Source organism: Oculatella sp. LEGE 06141 (genome assembly GCF_015207605.1).
GTDB lineage: Bacteria > Cyanobacteriota > Cyanobacteriia > Elainellales > Elainellaceae > Oculatella.
This window is the reverse complement of sequence record NZ_JADEWO010000074.1, coordinates 1-26,840: the sequence shown is the minus strand read 5'-3', so window position 1 is coordinate 26,840 and position 26,840 is coordinate 1. Positions and strand designations below refer to the sequence as shown.

The window sequence follows — 26,840 nt, the reverse complement described above, 5'->3', positions numbered from 1 at the left end:
TGACAACCTTGCGATCTCAAAATCGCCCAGTGTTAGATTACTTGGTTGAGGCATGTCGGGCTGCTCGCCAGGGAGAACCTGTTCCATCCTTGCTGCCTACTGATACCCCCACCCCGTGAACGATTACATTTTATCTATGTAGGGGTAGGATTTGTAGGTTCTGATTCAAAACCTGGTAGAGGTATCGAGAGTCCTGAATAAAAACTTACATTAGCATCAGCAGCATATCCAGTCATTCGACTAATGTAGCTTCCCTGGCCAAAACCTATAGTAAATCCTCCAATCGCAAAATTAGGGTCTCTCGCACCCAAATGAGCGTACTCACCTGCAAAAACCCAGGATCCTGCCCCTAATATGCCTGGCGAGCGTAAACCAACTTGTAGTGGCAGTGGAGTAGTAAAATCAAAGGCTGTTCCGGCTGTAACCCCATACGAAATAATTCCCCAGAACCCAGTAAATTCTCGACTTGTTGAGGGATAAATTGTAGAAGCTTTAAGCACTGCCCCTTGAAAGTTTGGTAGTAATGGTGCAATTCCAAAACGGGTTAGCCATCCTTCCCATTCAAGATCTTTGACTCTTACGCAGTTTTGGTGATCTTACGCAGTTTTGGTGAAAAGAGGTGAGATTGTTGATTACGCCAACGAGGGACTTGAGGTTTTAGAGCACTCCAAGAACCCAGATCACCAAATTTGCGTAAGAGCCCAATTTAGAGTGAGTGTGTGGGTTTCAGTCGGTATGGCCTTCATTGCTGCCCGCATGGAGGATGGGCGATCGGCTTCAAATCGATACACTTTGTAACTGTAGGTTCTTCAAACGTCAATTATGCGTAAAGTATTGAGCATTGCTGTTTTTACGTTCTTGCTGATTGTCACCTGGTCGGTTCTGCGACCCAGTGAGAGCCAGTTGGCGGCTGAAGACTATAGCAGCCGACTTCTCAAATCTCATCTCCACGACAGCCCGATCGCTACAGGGGCGATCGCCCAAGCGCCCACGGTGCCCGTTGCGGCAGAACGTGTCACCTATGCCACCGTTGATGGCACTCCGGTGGTTGGGTACCTGGCACGTCCTGCCGATACCAGTGAGCCGTTGCCAGGGCTAATCGTGATCCACGAATGGTGGGGACTCAATGACAACATTGAAATGATGACCCGACGACTGGCAGGAGAAGGATACACCGCGTTAGCGGTTGATCTGTTTGGGCAGGTGGCAGGAACTCCAGACCAGGCAAGAGCGCAGGTGCAATCGGCTTCACAGAATCCCCAACGGCTAGAAGAGAATCTTCGACAGGCTTACCAATATTTAGAAACGAACCAGCAAGCGTCTAAGATTGGCAGCATTGGCTGGTGTTTTGGTGGAAGCTGGTCTTTGAATGCCGCTCTGCTGTTGCCAGAGCAGCTTGATGCCACTGTAATTTACTATGGCGGCGAGTTGAAAACGGAGCCGGAGCAGTTGCAGCCGCTCCAGATGCCAATTCTGGGTATTTTTGGCGCATTGGATGATAATCCTTCAGTTGAGACGGTTCGCGCTTTTGAATCGGCTCTGATCTCACTAAATAAGCCTGTCGAAATTCACGTTTACGAAGGGGCTGATCATGCCTTTGCCAACCCTTCTGGAACTCGTTACAACGCCGAAGCGGCTGAGGATGCCTGGGAGAAAACCCTTACTTTCCTCAACGACCAGTTGAGTTAAGTTAAATGGCACTCCTATAAAGTTAAAGTGGGTGGCGTGCCGTTGCAATGGCCTGTTGAACCCACTCAACAGGCCATTGCTGTACAAGATCATTGATTGGCATTGCTAATGATTCGTTGAATTGATTCAGGAGAAGTCCCTGGCGGTTTGCACCGCACGAGCCAAACCCGCCTGACTCAGTTCACCCATTGTTTGAAGAAAATTAGGGTGTGTCATGCCTGAGCCTAAAAATACCCATCGGTATGATGCTTCCTGAGCCAGTTGAATCTCCTGAGCTTCGGCACCTGTGAATACGCGATCGCTGGCTCTAGAAAGACTGTCAATATCCAATTGAGTCTGCATGTTTAGCCCACCGTTCAAGAAATCAACAATCTTGAAATAGGCATCAATTCCAGCCTGGATACCTTGCTCAGTTAAGTGTTTAGCCATATATTCCACCATCAGGGTGTCTAACTTGGCGTGTTGAGATTCTTCCAGCCAGTGATGCTTTAAGAGGCTACAAAACTGCGGATCAAGATCCTCTGCGGCATTATTTTGCACGCTGTCTAAATAGTGTCGCTGAGTCATCCATTCAATATGAAGGACGAGCAACGCGACCCCCAACGGGTGGTGAGCTAAAACCGCATCTCCAATTGCTTTACTGGGTCCAATACAGCCGCAGGAAGTTCCAAACCCCTGTTCAAACGCCTCTGCAAACCGTCGAAATAAATCGATATGCTTGCTTTCTTCTTCGGCAAAATGTAGAAAAGCTTGCGTTGCATGGATGTCTTCATAGCCGATCTGCTGCACGTGTTCAACCACCAGCGGCACAATGAACTCTTCCACTAATCCAAATAGGTTCAGATAGCTGTTGCCGCGAATCTGGTTTAGGAGGAGTTTCTCGCGATCGCTCAAGCATTGAATGGAGGAAACACCTGCTAACGCTTCAGCCAGAAAGGGTTTGGTGAAATCTAGAACACTATTTCCACCAATAATGTCTTTGACGTGCCAATTGATGCGAATTGATGCTTCTAGCGTAGATTGATAGTTGTAGGAACGAGAACGTGTAGCAATCATAAATCGATCCTCTAATCAAATAGGAACTTCAAGCGACCCGTAAACCCTGTTTGACTGACAAAACCCTCACAAATTCGATTCTTGCGTTGGCTTTTTTGGGTTCCGCTAACCCAAATAAACCGCCACTGTATGTGGGTTGGGTTGAACACTGTGAAACCCAACCAATAAAAGAACATGGGTTAAAGGATGGCTTAAATGTATCAAATGGGCTGTATTCGCCCCCTAATCCCTAACCTTGGGAAACTTCCGAGTCGATTCTGGTTCAAAGTCCCCAGAAAGAGTCAGGGGGGCGTTCGAGTAACCATCAGCACTTTTGAAACATCCGCTCAGGTAGCCAGCCCATGATCCTGTTATTCGACAGACAGCGATGGCTTCACGCTGACAGCATTTGTAATATTCCAAAAATTTGGAGATGTGGCCATTACTGTTTCGTGAATGGCCTGGAACTGTTCTGGTGTACCGTTACCTTTGATGTGCACCGTGCATTGAATCTTGTCATAACCTGGTTTAACGGTATCATCCAAACCAAAGAAACCACGCAGGTCAAGTTCTCCTTCAGACTCGATTTCCAGCATTTCCAGTTCGATGCCGTGCATGGCACAACCCACCACGTAGCCCACGGTCATACAGGCATTCATAGCGGCCATCAGAGTTTCTTGAGGATTCGGAGCAGTATTTCCTCCACAAAACTCTTCCGGTTCATCTGTACGAATGGTGAATTTTCTAGGGAGCGTATTGCCGCCCAGTTGCCAGCTCTCTACTCGTGTGGCGGTTGCAGTGCCACCGGCCCAAGCCGTTGTTACTTCAAACTTAGTAATGCCCTGGGTAAAATCTTGAACAACCATATCGAGCAGTTCGGTGACTGCATGGGTATCGATTCCATTGATGGTTTGAGGTTGAACGTCTTGCATAACCATAGAGATAATCCTTTGATGAAGTGTTTCAATGACTTCAAGATAAAGGAGCAAAGCGCTAAGCCAAATCTGATAAACGTCACGCAACGAGCATTACATTTGTCATGTACTGTGGAGTGGTATTGTAACTGGCTTGTTGTAACTGGTAGGTAGCTCATGCTGTTGCTTAATCAGCTACAGGCCAGCCCTGACGATAGAGTGAGACATCATTACCGCTTCAATTCTCTTCTTCAATGCCACTCCAGTTTCTTCTCGCACAATTGCATGATTTGAAGCTCCTTAAGGGAGTCTCTTGCCACTGGATAAGCAGCATTTTTGTTCACATCACCACCCGTGCAGCTTGAGAATGTGATGAACCAGCCATTTACAGCCATTTTCATTCACCACGCCTCAAACCCTACACCCCGCCCCCATCTTGGCGAGACTGTGGCTGACTCGATTGAGAACTGCTGTAACACCTGCGGCAAGCAAGAAAAGGAGACGAATGCAGCCCATTTGATACTTTGCAAACATCCTCTAAACTCAGGTTAAGCTAATAACTTTGAGCTTATTCAGGACACTCGCCCGATGACCATCGCTCCCTTAAGCTGGACAGAACTCGAAGCGCTTACGGACTTTCAAGCTGAGCCCATCAATGGAGCAACCAATGCTCAGGCTCGGTTGCGTCTCTTTGGTTGTAACGAATCGGATGTACGGGTAACGCTATACCGCGACAACCACGCCTGGTGCCCTTACTGTCAAAAAGTTTGGCTATGGCTTGAGGAAAAACAGATCCCCTACCGGGTTGAAAAAGTGACAATGTTTTGCTACGGGGAGAAGGAAAGCTGGTATAAGCGCAAGGTGCCCTCCGGCATGTTACCCGCCCTTGAACTGGATGGACAGATCATTACTGAAAGCGATGATATTTTGATTGCTCTGGAACAGGTGTTTGGGGCTTTAGGACAGGGGATGGAAGATGCCACAGTGATTCCTCTGCGGCGGCTGGAGCGGCTTCTCTTTAGAGCCTGGTGTAGCTGGCTATGCTATCCGGCAATGTTGCCTCGACAAGAACAGCGGAACCGATCGCAGTTTATAGAAGTGGTGGGCAAGGTCGAGACAGCCCTGGCTCGTACCCCTGGCGCTTATTTCCTGGAAGAGTTTGGCACTGCGGATGTGATCTTCACGCCCTACGTTGAACGCATGAATGCCAGCCTGTATTACTACAAAGGATATTCGCTGCGCGAGGAAAACCCGCGATTTGCCGCCTGGTTTGAGGCAATGGAAAGCCGTTCTACTTACCGTGGCACCCAAAGCGATTTCCACACCCACGCCCATGATCTACCGCCGCAAATGGGAGGCTGTTGGGAAAATGGTGAGCCTCAAATGCTCCTGAACAAGAACCGGGTGGATAATGGCCCCTGGATCGGTCTGCCCGATGTCACTTACCCCGAACCAGAGAACTCGCGTGCGGAAGCCCTGCACCGCGTGATTCAGCACCGTGCCAACATTATTCGAGTTAACCCTGCGACTGACTCGTTGTTTGATCAAGCTCTGCGCTGTGCCCTGACCTGCATGATGACTGGTGAACGCTGTAAGCCGCCAGCCGGATCTGACTCGGCACTGCGATATTTGCGCGATCGCATCAATGTTCCTCGTGACATGTCCATTTATGCCGCCAAACGGCTAAGAGAAGCTTTAGAGACAACCGCTGCTTTAGTCGGGGATGAACCAGGCTCCCCTATTCCGTTAAAGCATCGGCGCGATCAAGACCCAGCTCAATTTGCCAGACGCTAACCTCCAGAGGCAGTTGACCCAATATCTGACAAATGGCAGGCAATCGTGTGTATGATTGCCTGCCATTTTCGATGCCACTGGCGATGGTCTTTGTTCAGCCTATCCGCCTGGCTCTATGCTGATGGGGATACAGGGCAGGGTTGATCGCCCGGAACCACCTTAATTTGTCCCTCAGCATCGACATCAACAACAACACTATCCCCATCCTTTAACCGTCCCGACAGGATTTCCTCTGTGAGGCAGTCTTCTAACAGGCGTGTAATAGCCCGACGCAGCGGACGCGCTCCCATCTCAGGATTGTAGCCTTCTTCGGTCAGGCGATCCTTAAACCGCTCGGTAACGTCCAGCGTAATCCCTTGCTCTGCTAAACGGCCAAACACGTCACGCAGCAAGATGTCAGCAATTTGCTTCACTTCGGCCTTGGTCAACTGCCGGAAGACGATGATCTCATCCAATCGGTTGAGGAACTCTGGACGAAAGACCTGTTTGAGTTCTTCATTGACCAACGCTACAACACGGGCGTATTGGGAATCGGCTGGGTCATCGGAAAAGTTGAAGCCAAGCCCGCCGCCACCTTTCTGGATCACCTTTGAGCCAACATTGGAGGTCATAACCAGGAGCGTATTTTTGAAGTCAACCCGGCGACCTTTGGCATCTGTAAGGCGACCGTCTTCTAAAATTTGCAGCAGCAGATTGAAGACATCCGGGTGAGCTTTCTCAATTTCGTCAAACAGCACCACCGTGTAGGGTTGTCGTCGGACGGCTTCTGTTAACTGTCCTCCTTCGCTGTAACCCACATAGCCAGGAGGAGAGCCAATGAGCTTAGAAACGGTGTGACGCTCCATGAACTCAGACATATCCAACCGAATCATGGCGGTTTCCGACCCAAAGAAGCTGGCAGCGAGTGCTTTCACCAATTCGGTTTTACCCACACCCGTTGGCCCCGAAAAAATGAAGCTGGCGATCGGGCGATTGGGATTCTTCAGCCCAACCCGAGCACGCCGAACGGCGCGAGAAATAGCTTTCACGGCTTCTTCTTGACCAATCAGCCGCTGGTGCAAGATATCTTCGATCTTCATCAGCTTTTCAGATTCGGATTCGGTAAGATTGCTCACCGGAACGCCTGTCCACGAGGCCACAATGTGGGCAATGTCCTCTTCGTCTACAACAGGTGCAGCGCTGCTGTCCGACCTTTTGCTGGCTGGCGGTTCAGGAGCAGGAGACGCTTCCTCAGGCGGTAGCGCTCGAATTGCCGCCTGAAGCTCTAGTTCGCGATCGCGAAACGTTCCGGCTTGCTCAAATTCCTGTAATTGAATAGCCTCTGCTTTGTTTTCTAAAACCTGACGCAGCTCTTTATTCAGGTCTTTAGCTGCCGCGATCCGTTTGGTGTAGCTGATTCGGACGCGGGAACCGGCCTCATCGATTAAGTCGATCGCCTTATCTGGTAAAAAGCGATCTGCAATATAGCGGTCTGCCAGTTTAGCGGCTGCTTCCAGAGCCAGGTCGGAAATAATCAGCTTGTGATGCTGCTCATAACGGCTACGCAGCCCTCGCAAAATTAAAATGGTTTCTTCAACACTGGGTTCACCCACCATCACGGGTTGAAACCGACGCTCTAATGCCGCATCTCGTTCAATATGCTTGCGGTATTCATCCAGCGTTGTAGCGCCAATGCATTGCAGTTCGCCGCGTGCCAGTGCCGGTTTCAGGATGTTGGCTGCATCCAGCCCTCCTTCTACGGCACCCGCTCCCACCAGGGTATGAACTTCATCAATGACTAAAATGACATCACCACAGGCGCGAACCTCGTTCACAATCTTCTTGAGACGATCTTCAAACTCGCCCCGGTACTTCGTGCCTGCAATCAACGAGCCAACATTAAGCGTTAAAACTTGCTTGTCGTTTAAGGTGGCCGGTACGTCGCGGTTAACAATGCGTTGCGCCAGCCCCTCGGCTAAAGCGGTTTTCCCGACTCCCGGTTCGCCAATCAAAATGGGATTGTTTTTGGTGCGCCGCCCCAGGATTTGAATGATCCGCTCTACTTCGGTTTGCCGACCAATCATCGGGTCGAGCTTACCCTGAGCGGCTAGTTGAGTCAGGTTAATTCCACACTCATCCAGGGTGGGCGTTTTTTTACGGTTAGAGCGATCGCCTGCCGCAATTGGTTTTGTCTCGGCGATCGTTTGCAGTACAGTTGTCCGAATTTTGCGTTGGTCAACCCCCAGGTTCTCTAGAATTCGGGCGGCTAACCCTTCCCCATCTTGAATTAACCCCAGCAGTAAATGCTCGGTACTCACATAGGGATGGTCTAGCAATCGAGCTTGTTCGATCGCCATTTCCAAAACCCGACGGCTGCGGGGCGTAAATGGAATCTCGACACCCACCGAGCCAGTACCCTGACCCAGCAGCGTCTTGACTTCAAGCCGTACATCCGCCAGAGTTAAACCCAGCGATTGCAACACCTTTGCTGCAACGCCAGTTTCTTCTGCAATCAAGCCTAATAGAATCTGCTCGGTTCCAACAAAATTATGACCAAGACGACGGGCTTCTTCTTGCGCCAGTTTGATGACTTGAATAGCCGCCTCTGTGAAGTGCTTAAACATGGCACAGATCCGATGGAGAAATTATTCGTTGCGAGAATCGATCGCTTGCCCTGGGAGTCCATGCGCTATGGAATGATAGCCTGTTATCAGGCTGCAAATCGAGCGAACAGGGTGGCTCTGGCAGCAATAGAGCGGCTCCTCTGTCGTAGAATTTCACCAAACCTACCACCCAGGGAAGAAACTCCAAAAGTTCTTCAGGCAGTAGAGTTAGCTCAAATTGCCACTTGCGATTCAGACCCTGGTTGCCTTTACCCCGCTTTGCTGCCGCAATGACATCGGCTCCTCTGTTAATAGCGACTCGCAATATAAACGGACGCTCAGGCACCAGTGCATCAGGTGCAGTGTAAGCATAAATACAAACGTAATTCAACTGTTGTTTTGCATCGATCCAGGATGCTCTGGAAAGATTGCTTGAATACGCTTTTTCGTTTGTAATGTTAACCGGGGTCGATAAGGATGCCGCAAAGAGAGAGTAGAATTCGTGTCTCAGTTGTGAAATAGTGCGTATTGTTTCTGGAGTCATAGCAACCGATCCTCCCGGAAAAACATCTGTTGATAGCCTTGTTCACAACAGCCAAGAATCTGGTGCAAGGTGGAATTGCTAATGGCGCTTATCGACTCACGGTGGCTCCAGGCTTATTGGCTTGACCCAAACCTGCATCACTTAGTGTTGCGTTTGCTAGAGTTGCCCCAGTTAGATTAGTTTCTGTTAGGATTGCCCCAGTCAAAATGGCATCCGTAAGATTCGCCCGACTCAAATTGGTTCTGGTCAAATTGGCGTTGGTAAGATTACAGCCACTCAGATTAGCACCGCTTAAATTTAGATTTCTCAAGTTAGCTGCAATCAGATTCAGGTTTCTGAAATCTCGTTGTCCCGCAGCATGACGACTCAACAGTTCTTTGACGTTCATATGGAGTTTAAGGAAATGAATGGGTTACGTAACAGTTGACAGGTGCGTTCGGTTCGTTCAGTTCTTATAAACGGAACCGTTTTCGCTGCTGTTTATGTCTGGCAATTTCTTTACGCTTGCGCTTTTCAATGGGTGTCTCAAAGTGGCGGTGTTTTCTCATGTCTGGAAAGATACCTGCCTTCGAAACTTCCCGCTTAAATCGACGTAGCGCTGACTCAATTCCTTCATTTTCTCCAGGAATAACTTGGGTCATCTAAATCTCCTTACGTATGGACTAATCTGAGACGTTATTAAGCACAAACTTGTGGTGGGTAAGTTGTTTAAAGAGGGAACTCGTGGTTGATCTGAGACAAAACCAGTTGAGTTGACCCTCTGCTTTGAGTTGGTGATGAACCAATGGCGACCTGGCGGCGATTTAGTAGCGACGGGAAGAACCGCCTCTGTTACCAAAGCTACCTCCTGAAGACCCTCGGTCTTCGCGGGGTTTCGCTTTGTTGACTTTCAAGCTGCGATCCATCCATTCTGCGCCATCCAATGCTTCGATCGCTGCTGTCTCTTCAGCCTCTGTTTCCATCTCAACAAAGGCAAACCCTCGCAAACGACCTGTTTCTCGATCGGTAGGCACTTGAACACGCTTAACTGTGCCATACTCTGCAAAAACCTGGGCAATGTCGTCCTGCGTTGCTTCGTAAGACAAATTGCCGACATAGATTGACATACAGTATCTCCAGAATCGATGGATGTAGAGAGTTAGATTCGGAGAAACGCTTGTAAACGAGTTATGCAGCCGAAAATAATCCTAATAGGCACACAATAGCACATTAACTATAGGGACTGAAGAGGTAGGGACTGAAGAGGAACCCACTGTAACCCACAGGAATGCAGTGGTCATCCGGCAGGGGGCGCAGGAACAGTACTGGCACACGTGTTTTGGGCGACTGAACGCTTTATCTACCCCATACCCCACAACAAGAGTAACAGGGTACTGATTGTTATTCGAGGTGCCTTCTGGCTTGCTGCGAGCGTTAAGCCCCTAACGCTGGTGGACTTTAAAGTTAGGGCTGGCTCGGAAGTCCGGCAATTTTAGAGGCATTAGGGATCGAATGCGGCTTATCTTAATGCGGCCTGCGTATTGTTATGTTTCGACCGTCTTCCTGGGGCAGAGCCGTCGTAAAAATTGCTCTGCTCATCCGAACCGAAATGAATCCTCACTACCCCTAGCCGAAAGAAGTGATCGAGTCAAGCGGTGATAGCAACATCGGAACAATGTCAGAGCGAAACGGTATTACTGAATACATTGACGAATTTTGGAGGCATTGCATTGCCCGTACAGCAGGCGTTGAAACAAACCCGTTCATACCTCCAGGCAGCAATACCGACCTCAGTTGCTGTATGGCTACTAACTCATTTCACATCTGGAGGAAAGCAGGCTAAATCAAAGCCCATAGCTTTAATAGATGTGTGGATGTGGTGTAGCACCGCAATCAGTACCTTCAGTGCGGTTGGCTAAAGCGGTGATTTGAATGGAGGACAGGTCTACCTGAATTAGAATATTTCGTTCTGGTCGCTGTTCTTTAACGGAGGCTGTTTTCTGTATCTATTCCAACATTCTATAAACGGTTTCAGTGGTTTCCAAATAATTCAATGGTAGCCATTGTTACCTGCGAGAAGCGATCGAATGAATGCTGAATCTGACATCTGCTTAAAGGTAGAAAAGGTGAAACAGTTGGATGAGAAAATTCTCACGAAAGACCCAGGTCAAATCCATTAAATTTGAGTAGTTTGTGATTCAATTTTGGTGCAGTGTTGTTTATTAATGCTGGTTAGCACTAATTGTTAGTGTTAGCTGGCTTGAATACTGCACGATGTATAAATTTACTTGTACAGTCCTCTTTGTAGAGCCTTAAATTGTAAGGCAGCTATGGGAATATGCGTTCCAACAGTGCGTATGAGCAGAAGAATGTATGTTTTGGTAGCGGACAAAAGACGCTTGTGTCATGGTTTTGAAGCGATTGCTACAAGTTCTAATTGATGCTAATTAATATGAAGTAACGATAAAGATTTTATTGATCTGTAGCTACCTGATTTCGTTCTTCTCTAATATATTTGTGAGCTATCGGGTACAAGGTTAAAGCTTAATCGCTCCATGAGCGGCCAGCAAAAAATTAACATTGACCTGAAGTGAGGTTCAAAGGTGGGTCATTCAAGCGGCGTTTGTAGTGTTCGTTTTCAACGATTTCAAGTGAAAGATGTTGCAGTTGCTGATAGTCAAGACCCTATCTGAGCCTAGTTTAAGTTTCTAGAGCTTGTGAAAGAAAGCTTGGAAAGGTTGATTATTCGTCTCTGCAAGGACTTTTCCTTGTTATTACCTGCTGAGAGCATATTAGGTCAGACGAAAGACGTATGAGAGTTGCTTTTATTCTAGGCAGATTCCCTGTTCTGTCAGAGGCATTCATCCTGAACCAAATCACTGGATTGATTGATCGCGGACATGATGTTGAGCTGTATTCACTGGAAGGGCCATCGGGCGAAACAAAGATGCATCCCAGTGTGGAAAAATATGGTCTACTCGATCGCGTTTACTATGCTCCCCAGGTTCCCGATCATTACATTGAGCGAGTCCTAAAAGCATTGCAACTGTTGGTGTTCAATTTTCATCGGAATCCCATTGTTTGTTTGCGAGCGCTCAATGTCTTCAAATACGGCAAAGGTGTCGCCTCCTTACGTCCGCTGTATGCAGCCATTCCGACGCTGGATCGACCTCCCTATGACATTATTCATTGCCAGTTTGGTAATTATGCTCTTGAGGCTCTAATGCTGTGCAAGCTGGGAGCACTACAGGGAAAACTGATGTCATCGTTTCGCGGGTGGGATATTAGCTGGTATCTCAAAGAAAAGGGCGATCGCGTTTATGATGAGCTTCTGATCACTGGCGATTTCTTTCTCACCAACTGTAACTTCTTTCGCCAGCGTGTAATTCAACTGGGTTGTGATGAAGCCAAGATTGTAGTACACGGATCGGGTATTGATTGCAGTAAGTTTACGTTCAAGCCGCGATATCCCAGTTCGGATGGTCAAATTCGCGTAGCAACCACAGGGCGATTAATTGAAAAGAAGGGAATTGAGTACGGCATTCGTGCCATTGCTACTGTTGTTCAACGCTATCCCAACCTTGAATACAACATCATTGGCGATGGTTATCTTAAAGAGTATTTTGAGCAACTGATTCAAGAACTGGGTGTGGCTCACTGTGTCAAGCTGCTGGGTTGGAGGCAGCAACAGGAGATCATTGATGTACTTGACCAATCCCATGTCTTTATTGCTCCAAGCGTTACCGCCGCAGATGGTAACCAGGATGCTCCGGTCAACACCTTAAAAGAAGCCATGGCAATGGGGCTACCCGTGATTGCTACTACGCATGGCGGTATTCCAGAATTGGTGCAAGACGGTATTTCTGGTTTTTTGGTGCCCGAACGAGACGCAGAGGCGATCGCCCGGAAACTAATTGACCTGATTGAGCATCCAGAGTGTTGGGTGGAGATGGGCAAAGCAGGTCGCTCGTATGTTGAAGCCCATTATGATATGCACCAGTTAAATGATGAGCTGGTGGAGATTTATCAACGGGTATTAACCGGAGAAACGATGCCGCAGCGATCGACTCCTCAGGCTGTAATGCTTGCGTCAAGCTAACCGTAGCCGTTATCAAGTTTGAAGTCCAGATGATCTGTACTACACCGCGTCTTAATTAGCCTTTATTTAGAGTTACCTGAAATTGTCCTATGCATCCAATCACCATTGAACAACCGCTAGTCACGATTGTGGTTACCCCGCGTGAGCGATTTAGCTGCGCTCAATCGTCGTTAGAAAGCATTTATCAATACACCGATGTTCCCTTCAAGCTAATTTATGTTGATGGCAACTCGCCAGCCAAAGTGCGTCGCTATTTGGAGACTCAAGCCCAAGAGCAAGGGTTCCAAATGATTCGTACCCCTTACTACCTTTCCCCCAACCATGCTCGCAATTTGGGTCTGGCTCAGGTTGAGACTAAGTATGTTGCATTTGTCGATAATGATGTTATCGCGTCTCCGGGTTGGCTAGCGCACCTGGTGCAGTGTGCGGAAGAAACCGATGCGACTGTTGTGGGGCCATTAATGTGCCAAGAAGAACCCGTGCATGAAATCGTACACTTTGCCGGGGGTGAATCGCATGTCATCTTCGACACCAGAGGAAGACGTCGCCTGCGCGAGAAGATGTATAAGCAGGGTAAGCGCGTCGCTGATATCCGCGATCAATTGCAGCGGCAGCAGACCGAACTCGCTGAGTTTCATTGTGTGTTGGTTCGCAGCTCAATTTTTGCCCAAATTGGAATGCTGGACGAGGCCATGCTCAACACTAAAGAGCATCTCGATTTTTGTATGACGGTCGCTGAGGCTGGTGGAACGATTTACTTTGAACCCGCCAGCCTGGTGACTTATGTACCTGGCCCTCCGCTTGAACTCACTGATATTCCTTACTACATGCTGCGCTGGAGCGATGCCTGGGTGCTCAATAGCCTGAATCGCCTGCGGGAAAAATGGGATTTGGCAGAAGACGGGTACTTCAAGACCAAGTATGGCGGTTTGGGCTGGAGACGCAGGAATACCATTATCCGGCCTCTGGTTCGTCGTCTCAGTTTTGGACGAGACAATCAACGACTGGAAAATGTTCTGGTTCGCATTGATAAAGTGCTGAATCGTTACCTTACCGATCGCCATGCTAAGCAACAACCGCCGCAAATAAAGACTGCGGTGGCAAGTTCAAGTAAGGTAGAAGTTTTGTCGAGCCATTGAGAACGGGATAGCTCCGTTCTTTACAGATCCTTGGTTAATGAGTGTGAGGAGAACGACGTTGAATCATAGCCGGAGTTTGAAGCAAAAACCTCTGGTCATTTATACACCAGAGAATCGATTGAGGCGACCGATCGCACTCCTTCAGCAAATGTGGCGAGATCTGCTTGCTTCGCGGGAACTGGCATGGCAATTGATGCGGCGAGATATCAAAGCTCAATATCGGCAATCGTTTTTGGGTATTGCCTGGGCGTTTTTGCCGCCGATCGCCCTGGCCGTCGGGTTTACACTGGCCGGGGAGGCTAATGTTTTCAATGTTGGCAAAACGGATATTCCTTACACGGCCTATGTCATGTTTAGCACATCCCTCTGGCAAACCTTTGTGGAAGCGCTCAACGGCCCCGTACAGGCGGTAACCGTTGCTAAGCCAATGCTCACCCGGGTTAACTTTCCGCGTGAGGCGATCGTGTTATCTAAACTAGGTGAAGTCTTTTTCAACTTTGCCATTAAGCTAATTTTGATTGTTGCTCTATTTCTCTGGTTTCAAGTTCCAGTGGGCTGGACGGTGCTTTTAGCTCCGGTTGCTCTGGTGCATTTAATCTTGTTGGGAACCCTATTTGGCATTTTGCTTGCCCCTCTAGGCGCGTTGTATCAGGATGTTTCAAAGGGGCTGACTATGGTTACTAGCCTCTGGCTTTTTCTTACTCCTGTTGTCTATCCGGTTCCCAGTGAAGGCACGTTTGGGATGTTGGTTAAGTTTAATCCGGTGACCCCGTTACTCGTTACCACACGAGAGTTGGCAACTACTGGAGTCTTATCAGAGGTGACTGGGTTCTGGATAGCCAGTGTCTTTACGTTGCTGGGATTACTGCTGACCTGGATTAGTTTTCGCTTGGCGATGCCGTTTGTCATTGAACGGATTAGTTCATAGCGCATTTAGCGCATACCGTATTGTTCTACTGAAGCTCAGAGGGTGTTTGAGAATGGCTCAACATTCTAAACTAGCCCCCTAAATCTCCCAACTTGGGGGACTTTGAAACAGAATTGATTCGGAAATCCCCGATTTTGGGGGATTAGGGGCAGTTCGAGTTGAAGCTTAGCACTGTCAAGACATCCTCTCAGACGAGCGATCGCCAATGGCTGCTGGTTTGATTCTGCCAGCCATGATAGAGATTCTCTGTGTCTGTTTCGGGGCGACTCATAGCCACAAGCATCGATCCGGTTCATTTCAACGAGCGAGATTCTCCAGACTGTTGCGGCTTAACTCAGGAGTATGCAGATGCTAAAGCTTGTTTCAATTATTATTCCTTGCTTCAATGCACAACGGTGGCTAGCTGAGGCGATCGACAGTTGCCTGAACCAAACCTACCCAAACATTGAGATCATTGTTGTTGATGATGGCTCTACCGATAACAGCATTGAAATCCTGAAACGGTATCAGGATCGGCTAACCTGGGAAACGGGAGCCAACCGGGGCGGCAACCATGCTAGAAATCGGGGATTTGCTTTGTCGAGCGGCCATTATATTCAGTATTTGGATGCCGATGACTACATCCTTCCAACCAAAATAGAAAAACAGGTTCAATGTTTGGAAGCAACCAATGCAGATGTGGTGTATGGGGATTGGCAATATCGACACCATCCGCCCAATGGCACCAGTTATTTAAGCGAGGTGAAAATTTGTGGCCCGAAATCAGATTTTCTAGAATCGTTATTGTCAAACGATCGCTGGGTGTCGCCTGCCGCCGTCCTCTTTACCCGAAACGCCGTCAACCAGTGTGGCGGTTGGGATGAAACCCTCAAGGCTGCACAGGACAGGGACTTTTTGCTTACTGTTGCCATGAGTGGGGCAACCTTCTTTTATCAAGCCGGGTGTGAGTCTGTTTATCGAGAATATGGCAAAGTTACCGTGTCTACGTCCTGCAAACGTCGCTGGTTAGATAGCCATTGCTATGTAATGAAAAAGGCAGAAAGCCAACTGACTGAACAAAGCAGATTAACCCCCAATTATCGTAAAGCGTTGGCAAAGGGCTACTTTGATATGGGTCGAGAGTACCTATATGTTGACTACCCGTCCCTCGACAACCAGAAATACCAGAGGTATTTAGAGGCGGTCGAGCAATCGCTGCGGCTGTTTCCGCGATTCAAGGTGCGCGATCGCAACCTTGTGTACAATCTAGTTCAGGGGGTTTTCGGTTGCCGAACCGCAGAAGCAGTTTCCTATTTCGTGACTAAACTGAAACTATCGCTTCAATCGTTTAATACAGAGACTCAGGCCAAGGAAAAGTCTGCTTGCTAATCTCTTTTTTTGATGTTTTGGTAAGGATGGTTTTCTAGTGCTAACCCAACAGCCAATTGATTCAGATAACACCGTACATTCCAACAACGAAGACGTTGTTATCTCGGTGGAAAATGTCGCCAAGAAGTTTTGCCGAGATTTGAAGCATTCTTTGTTTTATGGAGTTCAGGACATTGTTACAGAGTTAACGGGTGGGCAACGAAACGGGACAGTGTTGCGATCGAAAGAATTTTGGGCACTCAAAGATGTCAGTTTTGAGTTGCGGCGAGGCGAAGCCCTGGGGCTAGTTGGCTCAAACGGTGCCGGAAAGAGTACGCTATTACGCATTATTAGCGGCCTGATTCATCCCGATGTCGGCACCGTCAAGGTGAGAGGACGAGTAGCTCCATTGATCGCCCTGGGAGCCGGATTTAATCCTATCCTTACTGGACGCGAAAATATTTACGCCAACATGTCTGTTCTTGGGTTATCCACCCGCGAGATCGATGAACGGTTTAAAGATGTAGTTGACTTTGCCGAAATCTGGGACGCGCTAGAAGCACCAGTACAAACCTATAGTTCCGGTATGGCTGCCCGGTTGGGGTTTGCCTGTGCGGTTTACATCGAACCCGACATTCTATTAATTGATGAAGTGCTGGCGGTTGGAGATGTCAAGTTTAAGATGAAGTGTCACCGTCGCTTAGCCCAATTACGGGAGCAGGGCACCGCCTTTATTTTGGTGTCGCATAACTCGCACAGCGTATTGAATGTTTGTAATACCTCTATCTATTTAAAGAAAGGGCAATTGATTGCTGGTGGTGCAACGGAAGCGGTGGTGCGCCAATATGAGGAAGATCTTTGTCTGAGTGGATCAGAAGCCGCAAAAGGAGAATTGATTTTACCTGAAAAACCGCGCAGCCAAAGTGCGGGCTTAGACATTCGTTCCTTGTATTTCAAAGATGAGCAGGGTAACCGCCTGGAAACGCTGATTTGTGGAGAACCTGCTAATTTGCATGTAGAGTGCAAAGCGTACCAGGATATCAGCGATGCCAATTTAGGGATTATTATTAAAGCGTTTTCTGGTGAAAATGATCAGGTTCTATATCTCACATCGGCCAGCGATGGTGAATATCTCAACATCACTCCTGGGACGGTTACTATTCAAATGCAACTGCCGTATTGCGGTTTAATTCCAGGGGTCTATAGTGCCAGAGTCTATGTCAGGAGCGGTGTTAAGTCGTTCGATATTGTTGAATCGTTCCGGTTTACCGTGAAAGCGGGGCAAGCCATGAGCCGCTGTCAGTTTTATCAACCCCGTACCTGGAAGGTAACGGCAACGGAATGCTAATGATGCTTGAACTGTAACAAATGTGCTGTTCACTAGATAGCAAACATCTCCTGTAAAGGCACGGGAAGCAGGCTACGGGCAATACGTCTGGGTCTATTTCAAGGGCTATTCGCCGAATGCTACGTCCACACGGGGGTTGGGCTACAAATTAGACTTTTAAACCATCCTCTTGGAAAAAGGACAGGCAAATCCGTCTTTAGCTACATGCCTTTTGTATAAGAAACGTGGAACATCAACAGCATAGATACAAATCTTTAAGACTGATGCCGTTGAACAGTGAAAGATTTAAACCACTTTATGCAATGTCCAATCAGCAGCACCATATTTTAGTCGTTGATGATTTAGCAGACAATATATTTTTGCTTCAAGCGTTTCTAGAGTCTGAAGGATATACCGTTGATGTTGCGGATACAGCGAGTTTAGCGTTAGAAAAAATGCAGGCGCTCCCTCCTGATCTGGTGCTGTTGGATGTCATGATGCCCAACATGGACGGATACGAGCTAACGCGAGCCATCCGCAAGGATAGCAAGCTGCGATCGATTCCAATAGTGCTAATCACCGCGCACACTACAGCCTGTCGGGTTAAGGGGTTGGCCGCAGGTGCAACTGATTTTGTGCGTAAGCCAATCAACTTTGAACAGTTACTGCTCACCATCGAACAACTCATTGCATTTCAAGCAAAGCTGAAACGTTGAGCCAGCGTCTACTCAAATAGTTCGATTTAGATAGTCTAACCAGATAGATCTGGCCAGAGATTCAGGCCAGATCTATCTGTTAATTCACCAATAGTGGTGCAAAGAATTAGAAGACCACCATGAATAGAGTCGGAGTGCAGATCCTACAACCCGATTCTGGTCTGGAGTTGCAACACTACTCTGGCAGTTGGATGATATGGAGGCGATCGCTACAGTTCGTTCAGAAGCGAATCATCCGACAGCGTATTGACATCCACCAGGGTTGGAGTCAGGTTAATGTCTTGTGCTGTCTGCGCCGCAAATTGCAGGCTATCAAAGATGTTCATGGGATGCTCTGCATTAAATACAATGTCTTTGTTGCCTTGAATTCCTAAATACCGCACGCCATCCATCTGGGGCAGAGCTTCTTCAGGAGTCACTCCCAACCGTTTGGCAATCACATCAACCGCTTTTTGATCTCGGCTCTCAATCAAAGCAACTGCTTTGTCAATGCTTCTCAGGTAAGCTAGCAGTTCTGGTCTGCGGTTTTGAATCATCGCATCTCGTGTAACAAATCCATCCGGAATGATGTTGGTATCTTCGGTGGTAAAAATAATTTCTCCATCTCCCTCTTCAGCCGCTCTGGTGAGAAACGGCTCCCAGGTGACTGCAACATCAACCCGTTTTGAAGCAAATGCGGTTGCAGCATCGGCAGCAGGCATGGTCAGAATGTTGATATCGTCTTCGGTTAATCCGCCTTGTTCGAGATAGCGCCGCAGTAGCAAGATCTCAATCAATAAATTCTCTCTGGCAACCGTTTTACCTCTAAGATCTTCTGGCTGGGTGATGTTGCGCCCTAAAATTCCGTCTGAACCATTTGAATAATCGCAAAGCATAATCAATCGCAAGGATGGCTCCCGGCTTGCCATCGTAATCAGATCGGGAACACCAGTCAGCACCAGATCCACTCGTTCAGTTAAGAGCGCTGTGTTGGAGTCACTTTGCACTGGAAAAAAGACTTCCTGAACCTCTAGCCCTTCTTCCTGGAAAAGTTTCAGTTCATGGGCAACATATTGCGCTCCAAATCCCGGCCACAGCGGAACCCCCACAACCAGCGGTTTGGTTTGGTTGAGCGATTGAGCGGAGGACGATTGATTAGAAACGCTGGCCTGCTGGGAATTACAAGCCACGATCAGACAGAGCGATGCAGTAAACAGTCCAATCAGTAAGACCGTTCGTTTAAGCAATTTAGACATTGGACAGGCGGCTCCTGCGAATTGGCAAAAATTGGTTCAGCCTAGTTTAGAACAACTCCTGGAGGATGTTTGAACACACATTTGAAACATATTAGAAGCATATTAGAAGTAATCGGCGTTGCTGAATAGATGAATGCATCGTTGATAGCTCATGGCTCGGATCGCCCCCTCAAATCTCCCAATGTTGGGGAACTGCCGAACATCCAAAGTTCCCAACATTGCGAGGGATGAGGCGAATTCATCCGCAATTCAGCAATGTCAAACAATCGACCTTTCCTGACGGCTCTGCAAATGAGATCACGCAAAAGTTTTCCTTTCAGTGAATGTAAGGAGATTAAGTAGAACTGAGCGTATCAAACAAACGTTTGCGCGTTCTCTGGCTCTAGTGTTTCCAGAGCAGCTATTGTCTCAGTTCTCTGAGTTCCTTAACCTAAAGGAGAACTTGAACGGGTGAACTCTATCCCTGGTTTTGACGCTAATTCTAGCGGGGTAGAAAAGCCATGCAGAATCAGGCCACCTTCAACGCTACTCGGAGGGGATTTGAACCCGATCAAGTGTTACGCATTCGCCCCCAAATTCCACAACTTGTTGGAATTTAAGGAAGTAGTTTGAGTGACACTTAGCACTGTTAAAACAATCCCTCAGTGAATATATTCACATACTAAGTAATAGAAAGTAAGATTTAGGTCAGCTAGTTGGCTGATAAATTGCTTGAAGATCAGGGTTAGCGCTGTAGATTGAATGTTGTACCTCTTTACTCACATTCAATCGGCCAAATGAAACATTTCAGTACTTACTTTTATAAAGTAGGTGAAGAGTACCCTTTACAATTGGGAAAGTTGTGGAAGCATATCCGTGCAGGCTAGAGATGTTTTAAAGATCTGGTTTATAGTCCGGTACCTGTAGGGACGCAGTATAACTGCGAGAAGGAAGCTACGGCGATACGTCTGGGTTTTCAAGGGCTATCTGCCGAATGCTCCACCCTTATTAGGAGACCTTATGATCCGGTTTAGACGATCCGGTTAAGAGGGTGTCTGAGAATGGTTCAACATTCTAAATTAGCCCCCTAGATCCCCCAATTTTGGGGTAGGGAGGATTCTCTAAGAGGAGAAAAATCGCTTGAATCCCATCTTCGTGTTGGACACCGAAATACGGGCAATGGAGCAATGCGAATTCCAAGCTTTTTCTCTGTTTAAGGAATCAACTCTACCAATTTTGGGGGACTTTGAAACAAAATTGATTCGGTAAGTCACCCAGTTTTGGGAGATTAGGGGGCTGTTGGAGTTGGAGCTTATCACTGTTAAGACATCCTCTAAATAGCCTCCGAGACTCTGATTCCAAAGAATAGCCGTCTGACGGGGGCCAAACAAACATTTGGCTGTAGCACGATCTAACATGGGCTAACTCATGCAACACCATCAGATTACTTCTCTGCTTAACTTAACGTCGGCCATTGATCGGCGACCACTAAAGGTGCCGCCTGAGACATCGCTGGCAGAAGTTATTGCAATTATGGGCAAAGCCCAGAGTAGCTGTAACTTACCGGGTATGGGGATCTCGCTCAACACCGTCTTGATGAGTGAAGCTCGGGCTAGCGGCATTCTGGTGGTAGATGGTTCAACTGTTCTGGGTGTGTTTGCCGAGAGCGATGCGCTAAGAGCCATTGTTTCAGGCAACGATTTAGTCAATACATCGGTGGCTGAAGCGATCAGCCAACCTGCGATCGCTCTGGTTCAGTCTGATCAAGTCGATGTTTTTTCAGCTCTGGCTCTTCTGCGTCAGCACAACATTTCCCACTTGCCCGTTGTGGACGATGATGGCAACCTGATGGGAATGGTCACTCCCGCTGGAATTCGCAGTGTCTTGCAGCTCGACGAATTGCTGAAATCGACCCCTCTAGCAGAACTGGTGGCAGGTTCGGTGGTTCAAGCTCCTATGTCTACCTCGCTGTTGAACCTGGCTCAAACGATGCTTGAGCAGTCTGCTGAAACGATCGTACTAACTGCGGAAGGGGAGCACCATCCGGAGCCAGTTGGCGTTGTGCTGCGGCGGCATGTGGTTCAACTGCATACGCTGGGACTGGATCTATCAACCATTCCGGCTCAGACGGTGATGGCCACTCCGCTCCTTCGGTTTAGCGCATCAGAAAGTATCCTGGTGGCGTACTGGGAGATGCAGCAACAACAAATGCAGCGGTTTGCGATCGCCGGAGCGCAGGGAGAGTTGCTCAGCATTGCAACCCCAACCTGTTTTCTGAATACCTTACCGCTCGACGAAATGCGTCATGTGGCAGAAGAGCTACAGCAATCGATCGAACAGTTTGCCGCAGAAAAAGCAAGCGGGGTTCAGCCCCATCCCTCCGCGCTAGAATTGCAGGCGCTAAACAACCCGGCAGAACTGCTAGAACAACTTCAGTGCAGCAGCATTTTAGCCGCAATGGCTCTGCGAATTCGGGAGTCTCTCAATCTAGAAACCATTTTGCAAACGGCAGTCGATGAAGTTCGGCAGTTTTTGCAGACCGATCGGGTGATTATTTACCGCTTCAACCCGGATATGAGTGGAACGGTGGTGGTTGAATCGGTGGCCGCTGGCTGGCGACCAGCACTCAATAGCACCCTTAAAGACACCTGCTTTGGCCAGAACTATGCTCAAGCCTACAAAGCCGGACGGGTTCAAACCACAGAAGATATCTATACCGCTGGGTTAACTCAGTGCCACATCGACATTCTGGTGTTGTACGATATTCGGGCTTGTCTGGTTGTGCCTATTTTACAGGGTCAGGAGTTGTGGGGGTTGCTGTGTGCCTACCATTGCTCTGGGCCACGAGTTTGGCGAGCCTTTGAGGCAGATTTGCTGAAGCAGTTAGCGACTCACATGGCGATCGCCATTCAACAGTCTGAACTTTATCAGCAGGTGCAAAGCGAACTCGTTGAACGCAAGCGCACCGAGGAGCAGTTAAAGCTATCGCTGAAAGAAAAAGAAGTATTGCTCAAAGAAATCCATCACCGGGTTAAAAACAATCTGCAAGTCATCTCTAGCGTCTTGCGGCTGCAATCGGATTACGTAAGAGACGAAAAAGTGCTGGAGTTGTTCAACGACAGCCAGAATCGCATCCGGTCGATGGCACTGATCCACGAAAAGCTATACCAATCTAATGATTTATTAAAAATAGATTTTGATGATTATATTCGTGATCTGACTGACAATTTAATGCAGTCGTATGCGGCTGGTTTAAGAACAACAACCCTGTACACGAATGCCAGAGGAATCTGGCTTAATATTGATACTGCAATCCCCTGTAGTTTGATTATTAATGAACTCGTTGCCAACTCGCTGAAACATGCCTTTCCAACAGCCAGCGAAGAGAATGAAATTCGAATCGATATTTCTACCGCAAGCGATAATCGGTTTGTTTTGTCGGTTTGCGATAATGGAGTCGGTCTTCCGCCCAATTTGGACTTCCGTAACACCGAATCTTTAGGGCTGGAGTTAGTATGCATCTTTACTGAACAGCTAGAGGGACACGTCGAGCTTGATAGAACCAACGGGACAGCCTTTACGATTACGTTCTCAGAAATAGGTGGTACAGGGAAGGGGCAGGCACATGGTTAGTGAAAGAATTCTAGTCGTTGAAGACGAACGAATCGTGGCTAGAGATATCGAAAAACGACTAAAAAAACTAGGCTACATTGTGCCAATCACCGTTGCGTCTGGCGAAGAAGCGATCAAGGTTGTGGCCGAGATGCCGCTCGATCTGGTACTGATGGATATTCAGTTAAAAGGGGAAATGGATGGTATAGAAGCGGCAGAACACATCCGAACAGAGTTTGATATTCCTGTTATCTATCTAACGGCCTATGCCGATACTGCCACGTTGCAACGAGCCAAAGTTACGGAGCCGTTTGGTTACATTGTTAAACCGTTTGACGAACGGGATTTACATACAGCGATCGAGGTTGCGCTGCGCCGCCGCTTAGCCGAAAAAGCGGTTCGTGTTGCGTTAGAAAAAGAAAAAGAGCTAAGCGAACTGAAATCTCGCTTTTGGTCGATGGTTGCCCATGAGTTTCGCGGCCCTATGACTTCAATTCTGTCGGCGGCTCAGTTGTTGGAAGATCACGGTCTTTCGTTGCCCGAAGAGCGTCGCCGCGAATACTTATATTTGATCCAGAAATCGGTGCGATCGATGGATCAGCTTTTAAATGATGTGTTGGCCGTTGGTCGAGCAGAAGGGGGCAGTCTAAAATTCGACCCAATCTTGCTCGATATCAGCCAGTTTTGCCGGGATATCCTGGACGAAATGCAGTTTAATGCAGGGCATAACCATCAAATTATATTTAATCAACAGGGTGAATGCAGCGATACATGCTTAGATCCCAATTTGATTAGACATATTCTGACCAATTTGGTAACCAACGCCATCAAATACTCCCCTCGGGGCGGAAATGTTTATCTAACGCTCTGCTGTACAGATGGCGAAGTCAGTTTACAGGTCAGAGATGCCGGAATCGGCATTCCCGCAGACGCTCAAAAGCACCTGTTTGTCCCCTTTCAACGAGCCGAGAATGTGGGTGAAATTCCTGGTACCGGATTAGGATTGACGATGGTTAAAAAATGTATAGATCTACACGGTGGGCAAATCTTGATTGAGAGCCAGGTGGGGATCGGAACGACAGCTACCGTAACATTCTTTTCAAATAGCGAAGCCAATAACCGCTGTCGCAGCGTATAGAAGTCCCAATGGGTTGGCCAATTTTTTGCATTTTACAATATCGCTCCTCTGTGGTTTGGGTGAGGACAGAGTCAGCAGGCCGCGAACCGAGGGCGTTTTTATCTCCCCAACCTCATTTACAGAGTGTTCGGCCTCCAGTCCTGACTGGCAAACCTCCTGAAATGCCGATTCTCCTGTGCGGTGGTTTTGGCTCCGCCGACGGTAGTTGCAAGGGCGTGGATTGAGCGTATCGAACTCCACGCCCCGAAGCTCGCTCCGGCCACCAGGTCTAAAACTTAACTGACACTAAATCAGCTCATTCTGACTGGAAGCGCTCCATGTTCAAGGCAGGATTTAGTAAGGTTGGAGGATGCCACGTAGCTCTCCGCCGCGATTTTGGGCAGTGTGTATATCGACATACAACATGCCGTTCGACAACGCCTGTAACTGTTCACCCGTTAAGGTGTACTCTCCGCTGAATCGACCCGTGGTTTCGTTGTTACCCAGATCCACATTCAACGCATATTGAAAGGGGCCATTGACCGTTACATCGCCCTGGTGGATGTGAATTCCAGAGGTGATGTTGGGGTTGGGTGGATCAACCGGGTCGGTTGCAAAATCGCGCAGAGGACTAGCCAAATTGCTGAAGTCTCCTCGAATGATGAGGCGATCGCCCATCAAGACCGCTCCGGCAGCCCCAAAAGCAAAGGTAGATGGAGTGCTGGGTACAACCTCTTCTTTGGTCATTACCGCAACATAGCGCGTCATTGTGCTGCCTGTCATTCCTTGAGCCACGATAGCAGACTCAGCATTTTGTAGATTTTGTGCCAGGTGCCGTTCAACCGTGCGCTGGAAGGGCGCGGCGTTAGATGGCGTTAAAGACGATTGAACGGTAGGTGATGCGCTGGTACCCATTAAGGGGCTTGAGAGACCAACGCAAAACAAGCAGGTGACTGCTCCCAAAACAACGTTGACTAGAATCCGTCTGGCCTTGTTCATCAGTGTTTCCTTCTGTAGGTGAGAAAATGCGTACCACACTACTGGCTAAACGAGCCTTGCGATCGTTCAGTTGTAGCAGCGGGTAATCGATCTCCTACTAATACGGATTGGCTACTGATTTGGATGCACTAATGGCAGACTTTATTTGATCCAGTTCTTGCGCCAGATAGGGCAGCCGCAGTGCCTGGGCTGAATGAATAAAACAGGGTTCGCCCGGAAAAATTTGTAGCGAAAAGGCTGTGCTAGTTTGCGATCACCACGCTTCTAATTCATTGCAGCAAACCTGAGGGTCTTGTAATCCTCTAATGGCTGTAGTGGGGTAGCTCAGGGGTGGTTCTGCTGTGTAGCCATAGGTTTCAAAGAGCGTAAAATCGGCTCTCAGGGCAGGCAGGAGCAACTGCATCAGTGCACACCGCTTCGCGCGTGCCGTTTAAGCGGCGAATTTCTGCTAAAAATTCAGAATCGGGTTGGGCATGAATCAAAGGATTGGGGTTGGGCAAATTTGAGCAAATGGTTGAACGCGAAATCTGAATGAAAGAAGGATGGAATTGGCTTTCGTATACTAAATGGGCAACGGTTCGGCTTGAGTTTATGTCGAGCGATCGCCACATAATTGGAGCGTATGAAGCCAGGGTTGATGGTAGCAATCGAGTAACCACCGCATTGGACTCTGCTCAACCCATGAAGTTGAAATCGGTGAAGCAATATTCAAGTGAGCCATTTAACCAGAGTCATCTAGCGTTGTCACTAGCAACGGTTGCCACTGATTTCTAGACCAGACTAATTTCTAGACCAGAAAAATAGTCCACACGTTACTCTTTGCAGCAAATCGTCTAATTGCATTCACTCCTGCCACAGGGCTAGACTCTCACGGTTGGACAAGTCTGTGCCATTGGAATTTTGATCATAAATGAACTGCCTCGTCCTGGTTCCGAGGTGCATCGTAGCGATCCCTGATGCCGCTCCGTCACAATCTGATAACTGATAGATAGCCCCAACCCCGTGCCTTTACCAATTGCTTTGGTGGTAAAAAAGGGATCGAATAGCCGCTGCTGTGTTGCTAGCGACATTCCAGAACCATTATCGGTAATTTCAATGGATACCTGGTTCTGGTCAACCAGGCGAGTACAAATAGTGATGCAAGGAGCGTATTGCACCTGGTTGGTAAATGCGTCTTCTAATGCGTCGATCGCATTGCTCAAAATATTCATAAATGCCTGATTGAGCTGTCCGGCATAACATTCGATAAGAGGGAGAGTACCATACTCTCTAATTACCTTAATTTCGGGTCGAACTGGACTGGCCTTCAAACGGCTCTGCAAAATCATTAAGGTACTATCAAGGCACTCATGCAGGTTGACATCCTTCATTTCAGCTTCGTCCATGCGGGAGAAGGTTCGTAGAGATGCCACAATCTTCTGAATTCTCTCTGCCCCAATTCGCATGGACGCTAGAAGTCTTGGCAAGTCCTCCATCAGAAACTCTAGATCAATCTGGCTAACCTCTGATTCCATTTCAGCAGACAGGTCAGGGTGCTGTTGTTGGTAGAACTGGATCAGTCGCAATAAGTCCTGGGTGTAGTCATTCGCATAGGACAGGTTGCCAAAGATGAAGTTTACCGGGTTGTTGATTTCATGAGCAACCCCGGCAACGAGCTGTCCAAGACTGGACATTTTTTGTAACTGTTCAAGGGGTTGAAAAAGGGAATTGAGAAAATCGAGAGGTGCTGCTAGGCTAACAAGATGGAAGAGAACCCTGTCCCCTCCATCAATGATGTTAGCCAATCGGACTGGGACAAGACCCCA

Annotated in this window: 22 protein-coding genes; 11 read left to right on the top strand and 11 right to left on the bottom strand. The window is 48.1% G+C overall.

Features of this window, described 5'->3' with window-relative positions; translation table 11 throughout:
- The first annotated feature begins 822 nt into the window (after positions 1-822).
- Entirely contained in the window at positions 823-1,689 is an 867-nt protein-coding gene (locus tag IQ268_RS28630; protein WP_193886274.1) for a dienelactone hydrolase family protein, read from the top strand.
- A 126-nt stretch (positions 1,690-1,815) separates the two neighbouring features.
- Here IQ268_RS28630 and IQ268_RS28625 read toward each other — a convergent pair whose 3' ends face one another.
- Together IQ268_RS28625 and IQ268_RS28620 are read right to left on the bottom strand one after the other, a co-directional pair.
- Positions 1,816-2,745, bottom strand: a complete 930-nt coding sequence (locus IQ268_RS28625; protein ID WP_193886272.1) for a hypothetical protein — start codon at positions 2,743-2,745, stop codon at positions 1,816-1,818.
- Between the two features lie 350 nt (positions 2,746-3,095).
- Entirely contained in the window at positions 3,096-3,746 is a 651-nt protein-coding gene (locus IQ268_RS28620; RefSeq protein ID WP_228035811.1) for an OsmC family protein, read from the bottom strand.
- Positions 3,747-4,226: 480 nt separating this feature from the next.
- On the opposite strand from IQ268_RS28620, the gene IQ268_RS28615 reads away from it, so the two are divergent.
- On the top strand, positions 4,227-5,432 hold the full coding sequence (locus IQ268_RS28615; RefSeq protein ID WP_193886270.1) for a glutathione S-transferase family protein: 1,206 nt from the start codon (positions 4,227-4,229) through the stop codon (positions 5,430-5,432).
- Positions 5,433-5,545: 113 nt separating this feature from the next.
- On the opposite strand, the gene IQ268_RS28610 is transcribed toward IQ268_RS28615, so the two are convergent.
- The 5 genes from IQ268_RS28610 to IQ268_RS28590 all read right to left on the bottom strand — a co-directional run bounded on the left by IQ268_RS28610 (position 5,546) and on the right by IQ268_RS28590 (position 9,664).
- The gene (locus tag IQ268_RS28610) at positions 5,546-8,035 is read right to left on the bottom strand and encodes an ATP-dependent Clp protease ATP-binding subunit (RefSeq protein ID WP_193886268.1); all 2,490 of its coding nucleotides are present in this window, start codon (positions 8,033-8,035) and stop codon (positions 5,546-5,548) included.
- The gene (locus IQ268_RS28605) at positions 8,028-8,558 is read right to left on the bottom strand and encodes a hypothetical protein (RefSeq protein ID WP_193886266.1); all 531 of its coding nucleotides are present in this window, start codon (positions 8,556-8,558) and stop codon (positions 8,028-8,030) included. The genes IQ268_RS28610 and IQ268_RS28605 overlap by 8 nt, the downstream gene beginning before the upstream one ends.
- 88 nt (positions 8,559-8,646) lie before the next feature.
- The gene (locus IQ268_RS28600) at positions 8,647-8,946 is read right to left on the bottom strand and encodes a pentapeptide repeat-containing protein (protein ID WP_193886264.1); all 300 of its coding nucleotides are present in this window, start codon (positions 8,944-8,946) and stop codon (positions 8,647-8,649) included.
- Between the two features lie 64 nt (positions 8,947-9,010).
- A complete protein-coding gene (rpsU, locus tag IQ268_RS28595) occupies positions 9,011-9,199 on the bottom strand; it encodes a 30S ribosomal protein S21 (protein WP_193886263.1) in 189 nt (62 codons plus the stop codon).
- Positions 9,200-9,361: 162 nt separating this feature from the next.
- On the bottom strand, positions 9,362-9,664 hold the full coding sequence (locus tag IQ268_RS28590; RefSeq protein WP_193886262.1) for an RNA-binding protein: 303 nt from the start codon (positions 9,662-9,664) through the stop codon (positions 9,362-9,364).
- 1,685 nt (positions 9,665-11,349) lie between these two features.
- Here IQ268_RS28590 and IQ268_RS28585 point away from each other — a divergent pair.
- The 6 genes from IQ268_RS28585 to IQ268_RS28560 all read left to right on the top strand — a co-directional run bounded on the left by IQ268_RS28585 (position 11,350) and on the right by IQ268_RS28560 (position 18,093).
- The gene (locus IQ268_RS28585; protein ID WP_193886261.1) at positions 11,350-12,636 is read left to right on the top strand and encodes a glycosyltransferase; all 1,287 of its coding nucleotides are present in this window, start codon (positions 11,350-11,352) and stop codon (positions 12,634-12,636) included.
- Between the two features lie 89 nt (positions 12,637-12,725).
- Positions 12,726-13,775, top strand: coding sequence for a glycosyltransferase family 2 protein (locus tag IQ268_RS28580; RefSeq protein ID WP_228035810.1), 1,050 nt, complete (start codon positions 12,726-12,728; stop codon positions 13,773-13,775).
- A gap of 37 nt (positions 13,776-13,812) precedes the next feature.
- Positions 13,813-14,703, top strand: a complete 891-nt coding sequence (locus IQ268_RS28575) for an ABC transporter permease (RefSeq protein ID WP_193886260.1) — start codon at positions 13,813-13,815, stop codon at positions 14,701-14,703.
- Between the two features lie 348 nt (positions 14,704-15,051).
- The gene (locus IQ268_RS28570) at positions 15,052-16,071 is read left to right on the top strand and encodes a glycosyltransferase (RefSeq protein WP_193886259.1); all 1,020 of its coding nucleotides are present in this window, start codon (positions 15,052-15,054) and stop codon (positions 16,069-16,071) included.
- A gap of 37 nt (positions 16,072-16,108) precedes the next feature.
- A complete protein-coding gene (locus IQ268_RS28565) occupies positions 16,109-17,398 on the top strand; it encodes an ABC transporter ATP-binding protein (RefSeq protein WP_339383694.1) in 1,290 nt (429 codons plus the stop codon).
- A 302-nt stretch (positions 17,399-17,700) separates the two neighbouring features.
- A complete protein-coding gene (locus IQ268_RS28560; RefSeq protein WP_193886257.1) occupies positions 17,701-18,093 on the top strand; it encodes a response regulator in 393 nt (130 codons plus the stop codon).
- Between the two features lie 209 nt (positions 18,094-18,302).
- Here the strand turns inward: IQ268_RS28560 and IQ268_RS28555 are convergent, their stop codons facing one another.
- Entirely contained in the window at positions 18,303-19,328 is a 1,026-nt protein-coding gene (locus IQ268_RS28555; protein WP_193886255.1) for an ABC transporter substrate-binding protein, read from the bottom strand.
- 1,407 nt (positions 19,329-20,735) lie between these two features.
- Here IQ268_RS28555 and IQ268_RS28550 point away from each other — a divergent pair.
- Entirely contained in the window at positions 20,736-22,940 is a 2,205-nt protein-coding gene (locus IQ268_RS28550; RefSeq protein WP_193886253.1) for a histidine kinase dimerization/phosphoacceptor domain -containing protein, read from the top strand.
- On the top strand, positions 22,933-24,057 hold the full coding sequence (locus IQ268_RS28545) for an ATP-binding protein (RefSeq protein WP_193886243.1): 1,125 nt from the start codon (positions 22,933-22,935) through the stop codon (positions 24,055-24,057). Before IQ268_RS28550 ends, IQ268_RS28545 begins: the two co-directional genes overlap by 8 nt.
- Before the next feature lie 333 nt (positions 24,058-24,390).
- Here the strand turns inward: IQ268_RS28545 and IQ268_RS28540 are convergent, their stop codons facing one another.
- Positions 24,391-25,035, bottom strand: coding sequence for a CHRD domain-containing protein (locus IQ268_RS28540; RefSeq protein ID WP_193886241.1), 645 nt, complete (start codon positions 25,033-25,035; stop codon positions 24,391-24,393).
- A gap of 253 nt (positions 25,036-25,288) precedes the next feature.
- Entirely contained in the window at positions 25,289-25,438 is a 150-nt protein-coding gene (locus tag IQ268_RS28535) for a hypothetical protein (protein WP_193886239.1), read from the bottom strand.
- Positions 25,439-25,566: 128 nt separating this feature from the next.
- On the opposite strand from IQ268_RS28535, the gene IQ268_RS28530 reads away from it, so the two are divergent.
- Positions 25,567-25,809: a hypothetical protein gene (locus IQ268_RS28530; protein WP_193886237.1), complete on the top strand. Its 243-nt coding sequence runs from the start codon at positions 25,567-25,569 to the stop codon at positions 25,807-25,809.
- Between the two features lie 86 nt (positions 25,810-25,895).
- Here IQ268_RS28530 and IQ268_RS28525 read toward each other — a convergent pair whose 3' ends face one another.
- On the bottom strand, positions 25,896-26,708 hold the full coding sequence (locus tag IQ268_RS28525; protein ID WP_228035808.1) for a sensor histidine kinase: 813 nt from the start codon (positions 26,706-26,708) through the stop codon (positions 25,896-25,898).
- Positions 26,709-26,840 lie beyond the last annotated feature (132 nt).